11 protein-coding genes are annotated in these 13,547 nt (G+C 59.5%); 10 read left to right on the top strand and 1 reads right to left on the bottom strand.

The window, feature by feature from the left end; all coding sequences use genetic code 11:
- Positions 1-39: 39 nt before the first annotated feature.
- The 3 genes from HU218_RS01195 to HU218_RS01185 all read left to right on the top strand — a co-directional run bounded on the left by HU218_RS01195 (position 40) and on the right by HU218_RS01185 (position 2,338).
- Positions 40-777, top strand: a complete 738-nt coding sequence (locus HU218_RS01195) for a methionine ABC transporter ATP-binding protein (RefSeq protein WP_174873085.1) — start codon at positions 40-42, stop codon at positions 775-777.
- The gene (locus HU218_RS01190) at positions 778-1,464 is read left to right on the top strand and encodes a methionine ABC transporter permease (RefSeq protein ID WP_174873084.1); all 687 of its coding nucleotides are present in this window, start codon (positions 778-780) and stop codon (positions 1,462-1,464) included.
- Between the two features lie 64 nt (positions 1,465-1,528).
- Complete coding sequence (locus HU218_RS01185; protein ID WP_174873083.1) at positions 1,529-2,338, top strand: MetQ/NlpA family ABC transporter substrate-binding protein; 810 nt, start codon at positions 1,529-1,531, stop codon at positions 2,336-2,338.
- A 217-nt stretch (positions 2,339-2,555) separates the two neighbouring features.
- Here HU218_RS01185 and HU218_RS01180 read toward each other — a convergent pair whose 3' ends face one another.
- Positions 2,556-4,229, bottom strand: coding sequence for a long-chain-fatty-acid--CoA ligase (locus HU218_RS01180; RefSeq protein ID WP_174873082.1), 1,674 nt, complete (start codon positions 4,227-4,229; stop codon positions 2,556-2,558).
- Positions 4,230-4,502: 273 nt separating this feature from the next.
- On the opposite strand from HU218_RS01180, the gene rimP reads away from it, so the two are divergent.
- The 7 genes from rimP to pnp all read left to right on the top strand — a co-directional run bounded on the left by rimP (position 4,503) and on the right by pnp (position 13,483).
- Positions 4,503-4,928, top strand: coding sequence for a ribosome maturation factor RimP (gene rimP, locus HU218_RS01175; protein ID WP_174873081.1), 426 nt, complete (start codon positions 4,503-4,505; stop codon positions 4,926-4,928).
- A 50-nt stretch (positions 4,929-4,978) separates the two neighbouring features.
- Entirely contained in the window at positions 4,979-6,454 is a 1,476-nt protein-coding gene (gene nusA / locus HU218_RS01170) for a transcription termination factor NusA (protein WP_174873080.1), read from the top strand.
- A 43-nt stretch (positions 6,455-6,497) separates the two neighbouring features.
- On the top strand, positions 6,498-9,371 hold the full coding sequence (gene infB / locus HU218_RS01165; protein ID WP_174873079.1) for a translation initiation factor IF-2: 2,874 nt from the start codon (positions 6,498-6,500) through the stop codon (positions 9,369-9,371).
- Positions 9,372-9,446: 75 nt separating this feature from the next.
- On the top strand, positions 9,447-9,872 hold the full coding sequence (gene rbfA / locus HU218_RS01160) for a 30S ribosome-binding factor RbfA (protein ID WP_174873078.1): 426 nt from the start codon (positions 9,447-9,449) through the stop codon (positions 9,870-9,872).
- Positions 9,869-10,789, top strand: coding sequence for a tRNA pseudouridine(55) synthase TruB (truB, locus tag HU218_RS01155; protein ID WP_174873077.1), 921 nt, complete (start codon positions 9,869-9,871; stop codon positions 10,787-10,789). The genes rbfA and truB overlap by 4 nt, the downstream gene beginning before the upstream one ends.
- Before the next feature lie 104 nt (positions 10,790-10,893).
- Positions 10,894-11,163 carry a 30S ribosomal protein S15 gene (gene rpsO / locus HU218_RS01150; RefSeq protein WP_174873076.1) on the top strand — a complete coding sequence of 90 codons (270 nt, stop codon included), beginning with the start codon at positions 10,894-10,896 and terminating at the stop codon, positions 11,161-11,163.
- A 169-nt stretch (positions 11,164-11,332) separates the two neighbouring features.
- The gene (gene pnp, locus HU218_RS01145) at positions 11,333-13,483 is read left to right on the top strand and encodes a polyribonucleotide nucleotidyltransferase (RefSeq protein WP_174873075.1); all 2,151 of its coding nucleotides are present in this window, start codon (positions 11,333-11,335) and stop codon (positions 13,481-13,483) included.
- Positions 13,484-13,547 lie beyond the last annotated feature (64 nt).

The following is a 13,547-nucleotide window of genomic DNA, read 5'->3' as shown; positions in this document are numbered from 1 at the left end:
AGCTCAGCAACGGCGGGCTTTATTGCTTTGGAGTCCCGGATGATTCACCTCAAGAATGTGCACAAACGCTTCAAGAAGCCGGATGGTGGCTGGTTTGATGCCGTGCGTGACACCACTCTCCACATCAAGGAAGGGGAGATTTTCGGCCTGATCGGTTTTTCCGGCGCCGGCAAATCCACCCTGCTGCGACTGATCAATCTGCTGGAGCGCCCGGATAGCGGCGAAGTGAATGTCGATGGCCAGGATCTGACTGTGCTGTCGGCCCGCGAGCTGCGTCGTGCCCGCCAAAACATCGGCATGGTGTTCCAGCAATTCAACCTGATGGCCAACCGCACCGTGGCCGACAACGTGGCATTCCCGCTGGAGATTGCTGGCTGGAGCCGCGCCGAGATCGAACGGCGTGTTGCCGAATGCCTGGACATCGTCGGCCTGGCCGATCGTGCCGGCCACTACCCGGCGCAGCTGTCCGGTGGCCAGAAGCAGCGCGTCGGCATCGCCCGCGCCCTGGCGCCACGCCCGCACGTGATTCTGGCTGACGAGCCGACCTCGGCGCTGGACCCGAAAACCACGCAATCCATTCTCGACTGTCTGCAGGACATCAATGCCCGCTTTGGCGTCACCGTGGTGATCGTTACCCACGAGATGCACGTGGTGCGCTCTATCTGCCATCGCGCGGCCTTGCTGAATGCCGGTGAGGTGGTGGAAACCCTGCTGGTGGACAACAAGACAGTGGCGGCCACGTCCGAGCTCGCCAAGTCGTTGCTGGAGGCTGCGTAAATGGAAGAGCTGACTTTTGCCCAGGCGCTGAGCAATGTGCTGGAAATGTCGCCGGAAATCTGGCAGGCCTGCCTGGAAACCGCGCTGATGCTGGCGATCGGCCTGAGTGCCGCCATTTTCCTGGGTGGCCCGCTGGGGGTGTTGCTGTATCTGACCCGGCCGGGGCAGCTGTTTGCGCATCGCGCCGTGAATGGCGTGCTGGACTGGCTGGTGAACCTGGTGCGTTCCTTCCCGTTCATCATCCTGATGGTGTCGCTGGTGCCGCTGACGCGTGTGCTGGTGGGCTCCACCATCGGCCCGGTGGCGGCCGCGGTGCCGTTGTCGTTTGCCGCTATCCCGTACTTTGCCCGTCTGGTCGAGCAGACTCTGCGCGAGATTCCGCGCGGCGTGGTGGAGGCGGCCGAGGCGATGGGCGCCAGCCCGGCGCAGATCATTTGCAAGGTGCTGATCAACGAGGCGCGCGCCGGCCTGATTTCCAGTCTCACCATCCTGACCATCAGCTTCCTCAGTTACTCCGCCGTGGCGGGCGTGGTGGGCGGTGGCGGTATCGGTGACTTGGCCATCCGCTACGGTTACTACCGTTTCCAGACCGAAGTGATGGTGGCCATGGTGCTGCTGCTGGTGGTGATCGTGCAGATCATCCAGCTGGTTGGTAACCGTTTGGCGGCACGGCTGGATAAACGTTAACCCCCCGACCGGGGCGGGTAGATGCGCCCCACTACAAAGAGATCACTCTCACAAGGAGCTAATAATGCGTCGTTTTGTTCTGAAATCGCTGGCGGTTGCCGCCCTGGGTCTGACTGTTGCGGCCAACGTGCAGGCGGCCGATCCGGCCAAGAAAGAAATCGTGATCGGCACCACCGTGGGCGATTTTGGCGACATGGTGAAGCAATCCATCAAGCCGATTCTGGAAAAGCAGGGTTACAGCGTAAAACTGGTTGAGTTTACCGACTATGTGCGCCCGAACCTGGCGCTGCAGGAAGGCTCGCTGGACGTGAACGTATTCCAGCACAAGCCGTACCTGGACAACTTTGCCAAAGAGCACAAGCTGAGCCTGAAAGAAGTGTTCCAGGTGCCGACCGCACCACTGGGTATCTACGCCGGCAAGCTGAAGGCGCTGAAGGATGTAAAGCCGGGTAGCACCGTTTCCGCCCCGAACGACCCGTCCAATTTTGCCCGCGCACTGGTGATGTTCAGCGATCTGGGCTGGATCAAGCTGAAGAAGGGTATCAATCCGCTGACTGCTTCCGAGCGTGACATCGACGTGAACGTGAAGCAGATCAAGATCGTGCCGCTGGAAGCTGCCCAGCTGCCGCGCTCGCGCAATGACGTGGACTTTGCGGTCATCAACGGCAATTACGCTACCAGCTCCGGTATCAAGCTGACTGAAGCTGTGTTCCAGGAAAAGAGCTATGCCTATGTGAACTGGGGTGTGGTGCGTGCCGCTGACGTGGCCAAGCCGTGGGCCAAGGATGTGATTGCTGCCTACAACTCCAAGGACTTCCGTGCCTGGGCAACCCAGAAGTACGCCGGTTACAAGCTGCCGGCAGCCTGGAAGTAAGTCTTTCCTGCATGGCCGGGCGGGCGGGGTGTACGCAGCGTACAACAGGGACTCTGCCCGCCGGTTGTGCCGGCCGCTTGCGGCCAACCTTTTCCTTGAAACACTCCTGGCATTCAAGGCTTCTCCGCGGACTCTGGTCCGCTTTTTTTTGCCTGCCGATTTTGCGGTGGGTAATAAAAAAGCCCGCAGTGGCGGGCTTGGTGGATGCTGGCGGTTGTCAGGCTTTGACTTCGGCATCGCGCAGTGCGCGGCGCAGAATTTTGCCGACGTTGGTCTTGGGCAACTCGTCGCGGAATTCGACAAACTTTGGCACCTTGTAGCCGGTGAGGTTTTCGCGGCAGTGGTGAATGATGTCTTTTTCGGTAAGCGACGGGTCCTTCCGTACTACGAAGACTTTTACGACTTCGCCTGACTTGTCGTCCGGAATGCCGATGCAGGCGACTTCCAGTACGCCCGGGTGCAGGGCGATCACGTCTTCGATTTCGTTCGGGTACACGTTGAAGCCGGACACCAGGATCATGTCCTTCTTGCGGTCCACCAGCTTGACGTAGCCTTCCGGCGTCAGCATGGCCATGTCGCCGGTGGCGAGGAAGCCCTGGCTGTCGATGACCTTGGCGGTTTCGTCCGGGCGCTGCCAGTAACCCTTCATCACCTGCGGGCCACGGATGCACAGCTCGCCGGATTCGCCGATGGCAACCGGCTGGCCGTTGCTGTCACGGATCTCGATGTCGGTGGATGGAATCGGCAGGCCGATGGTGCCGTTGTATTCCTTCATGTCCAGCGGGTTGATGCAGGCGGCGGGGCTGGTTTCGGTTAGGCCGTAGGCTTCAACCAGCGTGGAGCCGGTAGTCTGTTTCCACTTTTCCGCTACCGCGCGCTGAACCGCCATGCCGCCGCCCAGTGCTAGGCGCCAGGTAGAGAAATCCACGGTCTTGAATTCGGGGTTGTTGAGCAGGGCGTTGAACAGGGTGTTGACGCCGGTAATGGCGGTTACCTTGTATTTTTTCAGCTCCTTGATGAAGCCTGGAATGTCGCGAGGATTGGTGATCAGCACGCTCATGGCGCCAATTTCAGTGAAAACCATCAAATTGGCGGTCAGGCAGAAGATGTGGTAAAGCGGCAGTGCGGTGACGATAACTTCCTGGCCTTCGCGCACGCCGAGCTTGATCCACTCGCCGGCCTGCAGCATGTTGGCGACGATGTTCTTGTGGGTCAGCATGGCGCCTTTGGAGACGCCGGTGGTGCCGCCGGTGTATTGCAGGAAGGCGATATCGTCGTGGCCGAGTTTTACCGGGCTGTACGGTTTGCTGGCGCCAAGCTTCAGGGTGTCGTTAAAGCGAATGTGTCCGGCTATGTGCCACGGCGGCACCATTTTTTTCAGCCTGCGCACTACGAAGTTGACGATCTGTGCTTTGGGGAATCCCAGCATGTCGCCAATGCTGGCGATGATGACATTCTTGACCGGGGTGCGCGGCAGAACCTGCTCTAGCACGTTGGCGAAGTTCTCCAGGATCAGGATGGTGTTGCAGCCCGCGTCTTTGAGCTGGTGCTCCAGTTCGCGCGGCGTGTACAGCGGGTTGACGTTCACTACGGTGCAACCGGCACGAAGGATGCCGAACACGGCGACCGGGTATTGCAGCAGGTTTGGCATCATGACCGCGACGCGGCTGCCTTTTTCCAGTTTTAGCGCGTGTTGCAGGTAGGAGGCAAACTGGGCGGACAGGGTGTCCAGCTCGCCATAGCTGAGGATCTTGTCCATGCAGGCAAGTGCCGGACGGTCGCGGAATTTGGCCGCGCTGCGCTCGAAAACTTCGGTGACCGACTGGAATTCGTTAACGTCGATCTCGTGGGCAATGCCAGGCTGGTAATTCTTAAGCCAGATTTTTTCCATGGCGTTTGGCTTCTCCGTCGTGTTGGATTCGTTGCCGCCCTCTCTGTTTTGGTGAACCGGTTGCGGAGGGTGGTCAGGATTACTATAGGTAATTCTTTTAAAACGCTCGTTTGTCGTGAGCGGGACAACTCTACCCGATGTCGACATTGGTGCAAAGTACGCTCCGAGAGTGCCCCGGGAGTCAGGTTTCCTTTTGCCGTAGAGTGGTTTATAATCGCGGCATTTTAGGGATGGGCGGGTTTCGCCCATTTTTTATTTCTGGAATTGATGCCCATGGATGTACGTTTGCTGCTCGAGAACACGCTGCCCGGTATGGGCTATGAGCTTGTGGATTTTGAACTGACCCCTGGTGGTGGTTTTCGCGTGTTCATGGACAAGCCGGGCGGCATTACCGTTGAAGACTGCGTAGCGGTGAGCAATCACCTGACGCGCCTGTTCATGGTCGAGAACGTCGATTACGACCGACTTGAAGTGTCCTCGCCCGGTCTTGACCGTCCGCTGAAAAAAGAAGCGGATTATGTCCGTTTCAGCGGCAGTCTGGCCAAGATCCGTACCCGTTTGCCCATCGACAACCAGAAGCGTTTCATGGGCCGGATCGTCGGCTTTGCTGATGGCGTGGTGTCGCTTGAGGTGGACGGTCGTACTGTTGCCATTCCCCTGTCGAATATCGACAAGGCCCGGCTGGAGCCGGAGTTCTGATCGTCAGGACGTTGGCCGCATAAAAAAGAATACGAAATTCGGAGGATTGAATGAGTCGCGAGATTTTGTTGTTGGTTGATGCGCTGGCAAGCGAGAAGAACGTCAGCCGCGAGGTGGTTTTTTCTGCACTGGAACTGGCGCTGGCTTCGGCTACCAAGAAGAAATTCAACGATGAGGAAATCGATGTTCGCGTAGAGATCGATCGCCACAATGGCCAATACCAGAGCTTCCGTCGCTGGACGGTGGTAGATGCCGAAGCGCTGGAGTTCGAGGATCGCGAGCTGAGCCTGGAAGATGCTCGCGAACGTGACCCGCGTGCAGAGCTTGGCGGCGTGATCGAAGAGCCGATGGAAGCGGTCGAGTTCGGTCGCATCGGTGCGCAGGCTGCCAAGCAGGTCATTCTGCAGAAAATCCGTGATGCAGAGCGCGAACAGGTGCTGAACGAGTTTCTGCAGCGTCGCGAGAGCCTGATTACCGGCACCATCAAGCGCATCGAACGCGGCAATGCCATCGTTGAGTGCGGCAAGCTGGAAGCCGTGTTGCCACGCGACCAGATGATTCCGAAAGAAAATTTGCGTGTTGGTGACCGTGTCAAAGCATGCTTGCTGCGCATTGACCGCCTGGGTCGTGGCCCGCAACTTATCCTGTCGCGTACTTCGCGCGATTTCCTGGTGAAGCTGTTCGAACAGGAAGTGCCGGAAATCGAAGACGGCATGCTGGACATCAAGGAAGCTGCCCGTGACCCGGGTATGCGCGCCAAGATGGCAGTCAAGTCCAATGACCCGCGCTTGGATCCGCAAGGTACCTGCATCGGTGTGCGTGGTTCCCGCGTGCAGTCGGTAACCCAGGAGCTGGCGGGCGAGCGTATCGATATCGTGCTGTGGGCACCGGACCCGGCACAGTTTGTGATCAATGCGCTGTCTCCGGCAGAAGTTAACCGCATCATGGTGGACGAGGATACCCACACCATGGACGTGGTGGTGGAAGAAGACCAGCTTGCACTGGCGATTGGTCGTGGTGGTCAGAACGTGAAGCTTGCTGCCGAGCTGACTGGCTGGAATTTGAACATCCTGACCGTAACCGAGGCGGAAGAGAAGCACCTGGAAGAAGACGCCAAGCTGCGTGATCACTTCATGCAGCATCTGGGCGTGGACGAGGATATTGCCTTCTCGCTGGTGCAGGAAGGTTTCGCCACACTGGAAGAAGTGGCGTATGTACCTATTGCCGAAATGCTGGAAATTGAAGGTTTTGACGAAGCTCTGGTGAACGAGCTGCGTAGTCGTGCACGTGATGCCATCCTGACTCTGGCGATTGCCTCGGAAGAGAAGGTCGAGGAAGTTTCCGAAGACCTGAAGAGTATGGACGGTCTGGATAGCGAGCTTGTACGCAAACTGGCCGAAAACGGCGTGACCACCCGTGACGACCTGGCGGATCTCGCCGTAGATGACTTGGTCGACATGACCGGCATGGAAGCCGAAGCGGCCCGCGCCTTGATCATGAAAGCGCGCGAACACTGGTTTAACTAACCGGCCGCATATGGAAGATTGCTAGAAGGAATTAGGAATACGCATGGTTTTGACGAATGTAAAACAGTTTGCGAGCGAGCTGAACTTGTCCCCGGAACGGTTGCTGGAGCAATTGAGCAATGCCGGTGTGGGCAAGCGCAGTCTGGACGACGCGCTCACCGAGCAGGATAAGAAACAACTGCTGGACTATCTGAAGTCCTCCCATGGTGCGCGTGATGAAGGAAAAATTACCCTGACTCGCAAGCAAACCAGCGAAATCCATACTGCTGCAGGTAGCACCGTGAAGGTGGAGACCCGCAAGAAGCGTGTGTTTGTACGTCCGGAAGATGATGCCCAGAAACCGGTTGTATCTGCCCCGGTTGTTGCTGAGGCTGCACCGGTGGCGGAAGTGAAGCCGGAGCCAGTAGTGGCGAGCGAGCCTGCCAAAGTAGACGCACCGAAAGTCGCAGAGACCAAACCGGTTGAAGCCAAGCCGGTGGCGGCCAAGGTGGAAAAGCCGGTGGAGGCTAAGGCCCAAGAAGCGAAGGTTGAAGTCAAGGCTGCAGCCGAGGCGCCAGTTGCACCGGTTAAACAGCCGACGTTGAGTCGCCCGGCTTCCATCTTGTCGGATGCGGAAATGGCTTCCCGTGCCGCAGAAGAAGCCCGTCAGGCCGAGTTCCGTGCCCGTCAGCAGGCGCTGTTGCGTGAAAAACAGGAGCGTGAAGCTCGCCGCCTGGCGGCGCGTGCCGAAGCGGCAGCGCCGAAGCCGGTTGCGGCCCCGGCCCCGGCCAAGACCGAAGACCTGCCGCGTTCGGCCAAACCGACTCAGCCGCGTATGCAACCGGCGGATGGTTCTGCTCCGGCGCGCGAACAGGGCGCACGAGATGGTAACCGTTCTGCACGTCCAGGTTCTGCCGGCCCGCGTCCGGCAGGTGGTGCGCCGGCTCGTCCGGGTGCCGCACCGGCTGCGGCACCTGCTCCGGCTGGTGATCGCCCGGGCGATAAGCGTGGTGGCGCAGGCAAGAAAGGCCCAGGCGGTCGTGACAGCTGGAACGATGGCAAGAAGGGCAAGGGTCTGAAGACCCGTGGCGGCGATGCCAGCAACGACTGGAAATCCCGCAAGGGCGGCAAGCACAAGGGCGGCAACAACCAGCATGCCTTCCAGGCGCCGACCGAGCCTATCGTGCACGAAGTACTGGTGCCGGAAACCGTCACCGTTGGCGATCTGGCTCACAAGATGGCCGTGAAGGCCGCCGAAGTGATCAAGACCCTGATGAAGATGGGCATGATGGTGACCATCAACCAGGTGCTGGACCAGGAAACCGCGCTGATCGTGGTCGAGGAAATGGGTCACGTTGGCAAGGCTGCACAGGCGGACGATCCGGAAGCCTACCTGGGTGACGATGCTGCGCTGAGCACTGGTGAAGCGCTGCCGCGTCCGCCGGTGGTAACCGTGATGGGTCACGTTGACCACGGTAAGACCTCGCTGCTGGACTACATCCGTCGCGCCAAAGTGGCGGCAGGCGAAGCCGGCGGCATTACCCAGCACATCGGTGCCTACCACGTGGAAACTCCACGCGGCATGATCACTTTCCTGGATACCCCGGGTCACGAGGCGTTTACCGCCATGCGTGCCCGTGGTGCCAAGGCCACCGACATCGTAGTGCTGGTGGTGGCGGCCGACGACGGTGTGATGCCGCAGACCATCGAGGCGGTGCACCATGCCAAAGCTGCTGGCGTGCCGATCGTGGTGGCCGTGAACAAGATCGACAAGCAGGGTGCCAACCCGGAACGTATCCGTCAGGAACTGGTCGCTCACGAAGTGGTACCGGAAGACTGGGGTGGTGATACCCAGTTCATCGAAGTGTCGGCCAAAATGGGCCTGAACATCGATGCGCTGCTGGAAGCGATTCTGCTGCAGGCCGAAGTGCTGGAACTGACCGCACCGGTAGCGGCACCGGCCAAGGGCATCATCGTGGAGGCGCGCCTGGACAAGGGTCGTGGTCCGGTAGCGACGCTGCTGGTGCAGAGCGGTACCCTGAAGAAGGGCGACATCGTGCTGGCGGGCACCGCCTTCGGTCGCGTGCGTGCCATGATCGACGAAAACGGCAAGGCTATCGACGAAGCCGGTCCGGCTATCCCGGTGGAAATCCTGGGTCTGTCCGACGTGCCGTCTGCTGGTGAAGACGCCATGGTGCTGGCTGACGAGAAGAAGGCGCGCGAAATCGCCCTGTTCCGTGCCGGCAAGTTCCGCGACGTGCGTCTGGCCAAGCAGCAGGCTGCCAAGCTGGAAAACATGTTCGCCCAGATGTCCGAAGGCGAAGTGCAGAGCATGTCGGTTATCATCAAGGCCGACGTGCAGGGTTCCTACGAAGCGCTGGCTGGCAGCTTGCAGAAGCTGTCTACCGATGAGGTTCGCGTCAACATCCTGCACTCCGGTGTCGGTGGCATTACCGAGTCCGACATCAACCTGGCGATCGCTTCCAAGGCCATCGTGGTTGGCTTCAACGTGCGTGCCGATGCCGCCGCCCGCAAGCTGGCGGAAGGCGAGGGCGTGGAAATCCGCTACTACAACATCATTTACGACGTGGTAGATGACGTGAAGGCAGCCATGTCCGGCATGCTGGCGCCGGAGAAGAAAGAGCAGATACTGGGTACCGTGGAGATCCGTCAGGTGATCACTGTGTCCAAGGTGGGCAACATCGCAGGTTGTATGGTGACCGACGGTATGGTGAAACGCAGCGCCTCGGTACGCCTGATCCGCCACAACGTGGTGGTGCATACCGGCGAACTGGACTCGCTGAAGCGCTTCAAGGATGACGTGAAGGAAGTGAAGCAGGGCTACGAATGTGGTCTGATGCTGAAGAACTACAACGACATCCAGGAAGGCGACCAGCTGGAAGTGTTCGAGATCGTAGAAGTGGCCCGCTCGCTGTAAGCGGGGGTCATGCAGGCGAGCGTGTCCGGGTGCCCGGGCGCGCTCGCCTTTGTCATTTGAAACAGGAAACCAGACATGGCAAAAGCCAAAAAGGGCTTCTCCCGCGCAGACCGTATCTCCGAGCAGATTCAGCGCGAGTTGGCCGAACTGATTCGCAAGGGCCTGAAAGACCCGCGCGTAGGCTGGGTCACTATTACTGCGGTTGAAGTCACTCGTGACTATTCGCATGCCAAGGTGTTTTACACCGTGATGGATGACAGTAAGCGCGAAATCACCCAGGAGGCACTGGAAAGTGCCGCTGGCTATCTGCGCAATGGCATCGGCCGTGTGCTGCAGATTTTCACTACTCCGCAATTGCACTTCGTGTACGACGACTCTATTGCTCGTGGCGTGTACATGAGCCGGTTGATTGATGACGTAGTTGGCAATGTGGCCAAGCCGGAAGCCGATGCAGCCGAAGCTGCTGATGAAGATCAGGATGAGGACGCGGATAAGGCATGAGCGCGCCGCGTCGCATCAAGTTGAATATCAATGGCGTGCTGCTGCTGGACAAGCCTTATGGCGCCAGCTCCAATGGTGCGCTGCAAAAGGCACGCTGGCTGTATAGCGCAGCCAAGGCTGGCCACACCGGGGTGCTGGATCCGCTGGCGACCGGCTTGTTACCGGTGTGTTTTGGCGAGGCCACCAAGTTTTCTTCCTACCTGCTGGATGCCGACAAGGGGTATCGCGCCACGATCAAGTTCGGTGCGGTGACGACGACGGGGGATGTGGAAGGCGAGGTGGTGTTGCAACGGCCGGTAACGTTTGACCGCGTCGCGCTGGAGCGGGCCATCGTGGCACACACTGGCGCGATCAGTCAGGTGCCGCCGATGTATTCGGCGCTCAAGCATCAGGGCAAGGCGTTGTACGAATATGCCCGTGAGGGTATAGAGATCGAGCGTGCGGCACGGGAGGTCACGATTCACCGCATCGACCTGGTCGAGTTTGCCGGTGACTGTGCGGTGATTGATGTGCTGTGCAGCAAGGGCACCTATATCCGTACGCTGGCGCAAGATGTCGGCGAAATGCTGGGCTGCGGTGCCCATCTGACCGGTTTGCGGCGCACTACTACCGGCGGCTTCCGTCTGGAGGATGCGCATACGCTGGAGGCCATCGAGGCAATGCCGGTGGCGGAGCGGAGTGCCTTTCTGCTGCCGGTGGATGTGCTGGTCGGTCATTTTCCGCTGGCAACGTTGGCCGCAACCGAAGCTGTGCGTTTTTGTCACGGGCAGGCGGTGCATGCATTGGAAAAGTGTGAGACAATGCTGCGCTTTCGCGTATACCACGCGGATACACAGGAATTCCTCGGGTTGGCCGATGCGACGCCGCAAGGCCTGCTGCAGCCGGTCCGGGTAATGGCAGCGCAAGCTGCAAACTAGCGAAGTGTGGATGGGTTGGCGCCGGTAACGGCGCAGGCTCGCTGCACTTGTCGGGTGCCACTCTGACGGGTGGTGGCCCTAAACCGATATTGGAGTATTTCCAAATGGCAATGACCGCCGAACAAAAAGCACAGATCGTTCAAGACTTCCAGCGCAAGGAAGGCGATACCGGTTCTTCCGAAGTTCAGGTTGCTCTGCTGACCGCTCGCATCAACGACCTCACCCCGCACTTCAAAGCTAACACCAAAGACCATCACAGCCGTCGTGGTCTGCTGAAGCTGGTGAGCCGTCGTCGTCGTCTGCTTGATTACCTCAAGCGCACCGATGCTGACAGCTATCGCGCCCTGATCACTCGCCTGGGTCTGCGCAAGTAATCGGTTTGAATACGGAAAAGTCGCAGCTAGTCTGCGACTTTTCCGTTTCTGCTTCTGCACGTTCTTTATTGTCACAACGGGGGGGAGCCTCTACGAGCTGGCATTGGTCACAGTGACCGCTACGTAGGGGTTCCCGTTGTAATCCAAATGTTCTGTACGAAGGACCTCCATGTTTAACAAGATCACCAAATCGTTCCAGTACGGTCGTCATACCGTGACTCTGGAAACCGGCGAAGTTGCCCGTCAGGCATCCGGCGCCGTCCTCGTTTCCGTTGAAGACACCGTGGTACTGGTGTCGGTTGTCGGCTCCAAGAACGTAAAACCGGGTCAGGACTTCTTCCCGCTGACCGTTGATTACCTGGAGCGTACCTACGCTGCCGGCAAGATCCCGGGCGGTTTCTTCAAGCGCGAAGGCAAACAGTCCGAAAAAGAAATCCTGACCAGCCGCCTGATCGATCGTCCGATCCGTCCGCTGTTCCCGGAAGGCTTCTACCATGACGTGCAGATCGTCGCTACCGTGATGTCGCTGAACCCGGAAGTGGATTCCGACATTCCGGCCATGATCGGTGCCTCCGCGGCACTGGCCATCTCCGGCCTGCCGTTCAACGGCCCGATCGGTGCTGCCCGCGTGGGCTACGCCAACGGCGAATACATCCTGAACCCGACCAAGACCGAGCTGGAAACCTCGGAAATGGATCTGGTGGTTGCCGGTACCGAGCGTGCCGTGCTGATGGTGGAATCCGAAGCCAAAGAGCTGTCCGAAGCCGTGATGCTGGGTGCCGTGGTATACGGTCACGAGCAGATGCAGGCTGCCATCAATGCCATCAACGCCTTCGCCGACGAAGTAAACCCGGTAATGTGGGACTGGGAGGCGCCGGCCAAGAATGAAGCGCTGATCGCCCAGATACGCGACATCTCCGGCGAAGCCATCGCCAACGCTTTCCGCATCCGCCAGAAAGGCGCCCGTTCCGAAGCGCTGAACGCCGCCTGGGCTGCAGTGAAGGCCGCACTGATCACCGAAGACACCGACACCCTGGTGGCCAACGAGATCAAGGGCATCTTCAAGTCGCTGGAAGCCGAAATCGTTCGTGGCCAGATCCTGAACGGCGAGCCGCGCATCGACGGTCGCGATACCCGCACCGTACGTCCTATCGCCATCCGTACCGGCGTACTGCCGCGCGTACACGGCTCCGCGCTGTTCACCCGTGGCGAAACCCAGGCCATCGTGACCGCTACCCTGGGCACCAAGCGCGATGAGCAGATCATCGATGCGCTGGCCGGTGAGTACACCGACCGCTTCATGCTGCACTACAACTTCCCGCCGTACTCCACCGGTGAAGCTGGCCGCATGGGCCCGCCGAAGCGCCGCGAAATCGGCCACGGCCGTCTGGCCAAGCGCGCGCTGGCGCAGGTACTGCCGTCGGAAGCCGACTTCGGCTACACCATGCGCGTGGTGTCCGAGATCACCGAATCCAACGGCTCTTCGTCGATGGCTTCCGTGTGCGGTGGCTGCCTGTCGCTGCTGTCCGCCGGTGTACCGCTGAAGGCCCACGTGGCCGGTATCGCCATGGGCCTGATCCTGGAAGGCAACCGTTTTGCCGTGCTGACCGACATCCTGGGCGATGAAGATCACCTGGGCGACATGGACTTCAAGGTGGCCGGTACTGCCGCAGGCGTGACCGCACTGCAGATGGACATCAAGATCCAGGGCATCACCAAGGACATCATGCAGATCGCACTGGAACAGGCCAAGGAAGGCCGTGTTCACATCCTCGGTCACATGAAAGAAGCGATCGAAGGCCCGCAAGAGCTGTCGACCCACGCTCCGCGTCTATATGTGATGAAGATCAACCCGGAGAAAATCCGCGAAGTGATCGGCAAAGGTGGCGAGACCATCCGTACCATCACCAAGGACACCGGTTGCGAGATCAACATCGAGGAAGATGGCACCATCACCATCGCCTCCGTGTCGAACGAAGGCGCCGAAGCGGCCAAGCAGCGTATCGAAGAGATCACTGCCGAAGTGGAAGTGGGCAAGGTGTACGAAGGTCCGGTGGTGAAGATCCTGGACAACAACGTCGGCGCCATCGTATCCATCATGCCGGGTAAAGACGGCCTGGTGCACATCTCCCAGATCGCCCACGAACGCATCAAGAACGTGAGCGACTACCTGCAGGAAGGCCAGATCGTCAAAGTGAAGGCCATCGAGATGGATGACCGCGGTCGCGTGCGTCTGTCCATCAAGGCGCTGCTGGAAAACCCGGCTGCTGCCGCTCCGGCCGCGGCCCAGGGTGAATCCTCCTTCGGTCTGAAGAACTAAGCCGGCGCCGGATTGATCCGGCTAGTGCGGACAACGCCCGTAGCGCAAGCTGCGGGCGTTTTGT

It is taken from the genome of Vogesella oryzae, assembly GCF_902829295.1.
GTDB classification, from domain to species: Bacteria; Pseudomonadota; Gammaproteobacteria; order Burkholderiales; family Chromobacteriaceae; genus Vogesella; species Vogesella oryzae.
The sequence above is the reverse complement of the archived record's forward strand: the minus strand, read 5'-3'. Positions and strand labels throughout refer to the sequence as shown.

Excerpts from the sequence above, each read along its gene's own strand:
- rpsO (WP_174873076.1), top strand. The coding sequence starts at position 10,894 with ATGGCAATGACCGCCGAACAAAAAGCACAGATCGTTCAAGACTTCCAG.
- HU218_RS01190 (WP_174873084.1), top strand. The coding sequence starts at position 778 with ATGGAAGAGCTGACTTTTGCCCAGGCGCTGAGCAATGTGCTGGAAATG.
- rimP (WP_174873081.1), top strand. The coding sequence starts at position 4,503 with ATGGATGTACGTTTGCTGCTCGAGAACACGCTGCCCGGTATGGGCTAT.
- HU218_RS01180 (WP_174873082.1), bottom strand. The coding sequence starts at position 4,229 with ATGGAAAAAATCTGGCTTAAGAATTACCAGCCTGGCATTGCCCACGAG.
- nusA (WP_174873080.1), top strand. The coding sequence starts at position 4,979 with ATGAGTCGCGAGATTTTGTTGTTGGTTGATGCGCTGGCAAGCGAGAAG.
- pnp (WP_174873075.1), top strand. The coding sequence starts at position 11,333 with ATGTTTAACAAGATCACCAAATCGTTCCAGTACGGTCGTCATACCGTG.
- truB (WP_174873077.1), top strand. The coding sequence starts at position 9,869 with ATGAGCGCGCCGCGTCGCATCAAGTTGAATATCAATGGCGTGCTGCTG.
- infB (WP_174873079.1), top strand. The coding sequence starts at position 6,498 with ATGGTTTTGACGAATGTAAAACAGTTTGCGAGCGAGCTGAACTTGTCC.
- rbfA (WP_174873078.1), top strand. The coding sequence starts at position 9,447 with ATGGCAAAAGCCAAAAAGGGCTTCTCCCGCGCAGACCGTATCTCCGAG.
- HU218_RS01185 (WP_174873083.1), top strand. The coding sequence starts at position 1,529 with ATGCGTCGTTTTGTTCTGAAATCGCTGGCGGTTGCCGCCCTGGGTCTG.
- HU218_RS01195 (WP_174873085.1), top strand. The coding sequence starts at position 40 with ATGATTCACCTCAAGAATGTGCACAAACGCTTCAAGAAGCCGGATGGT.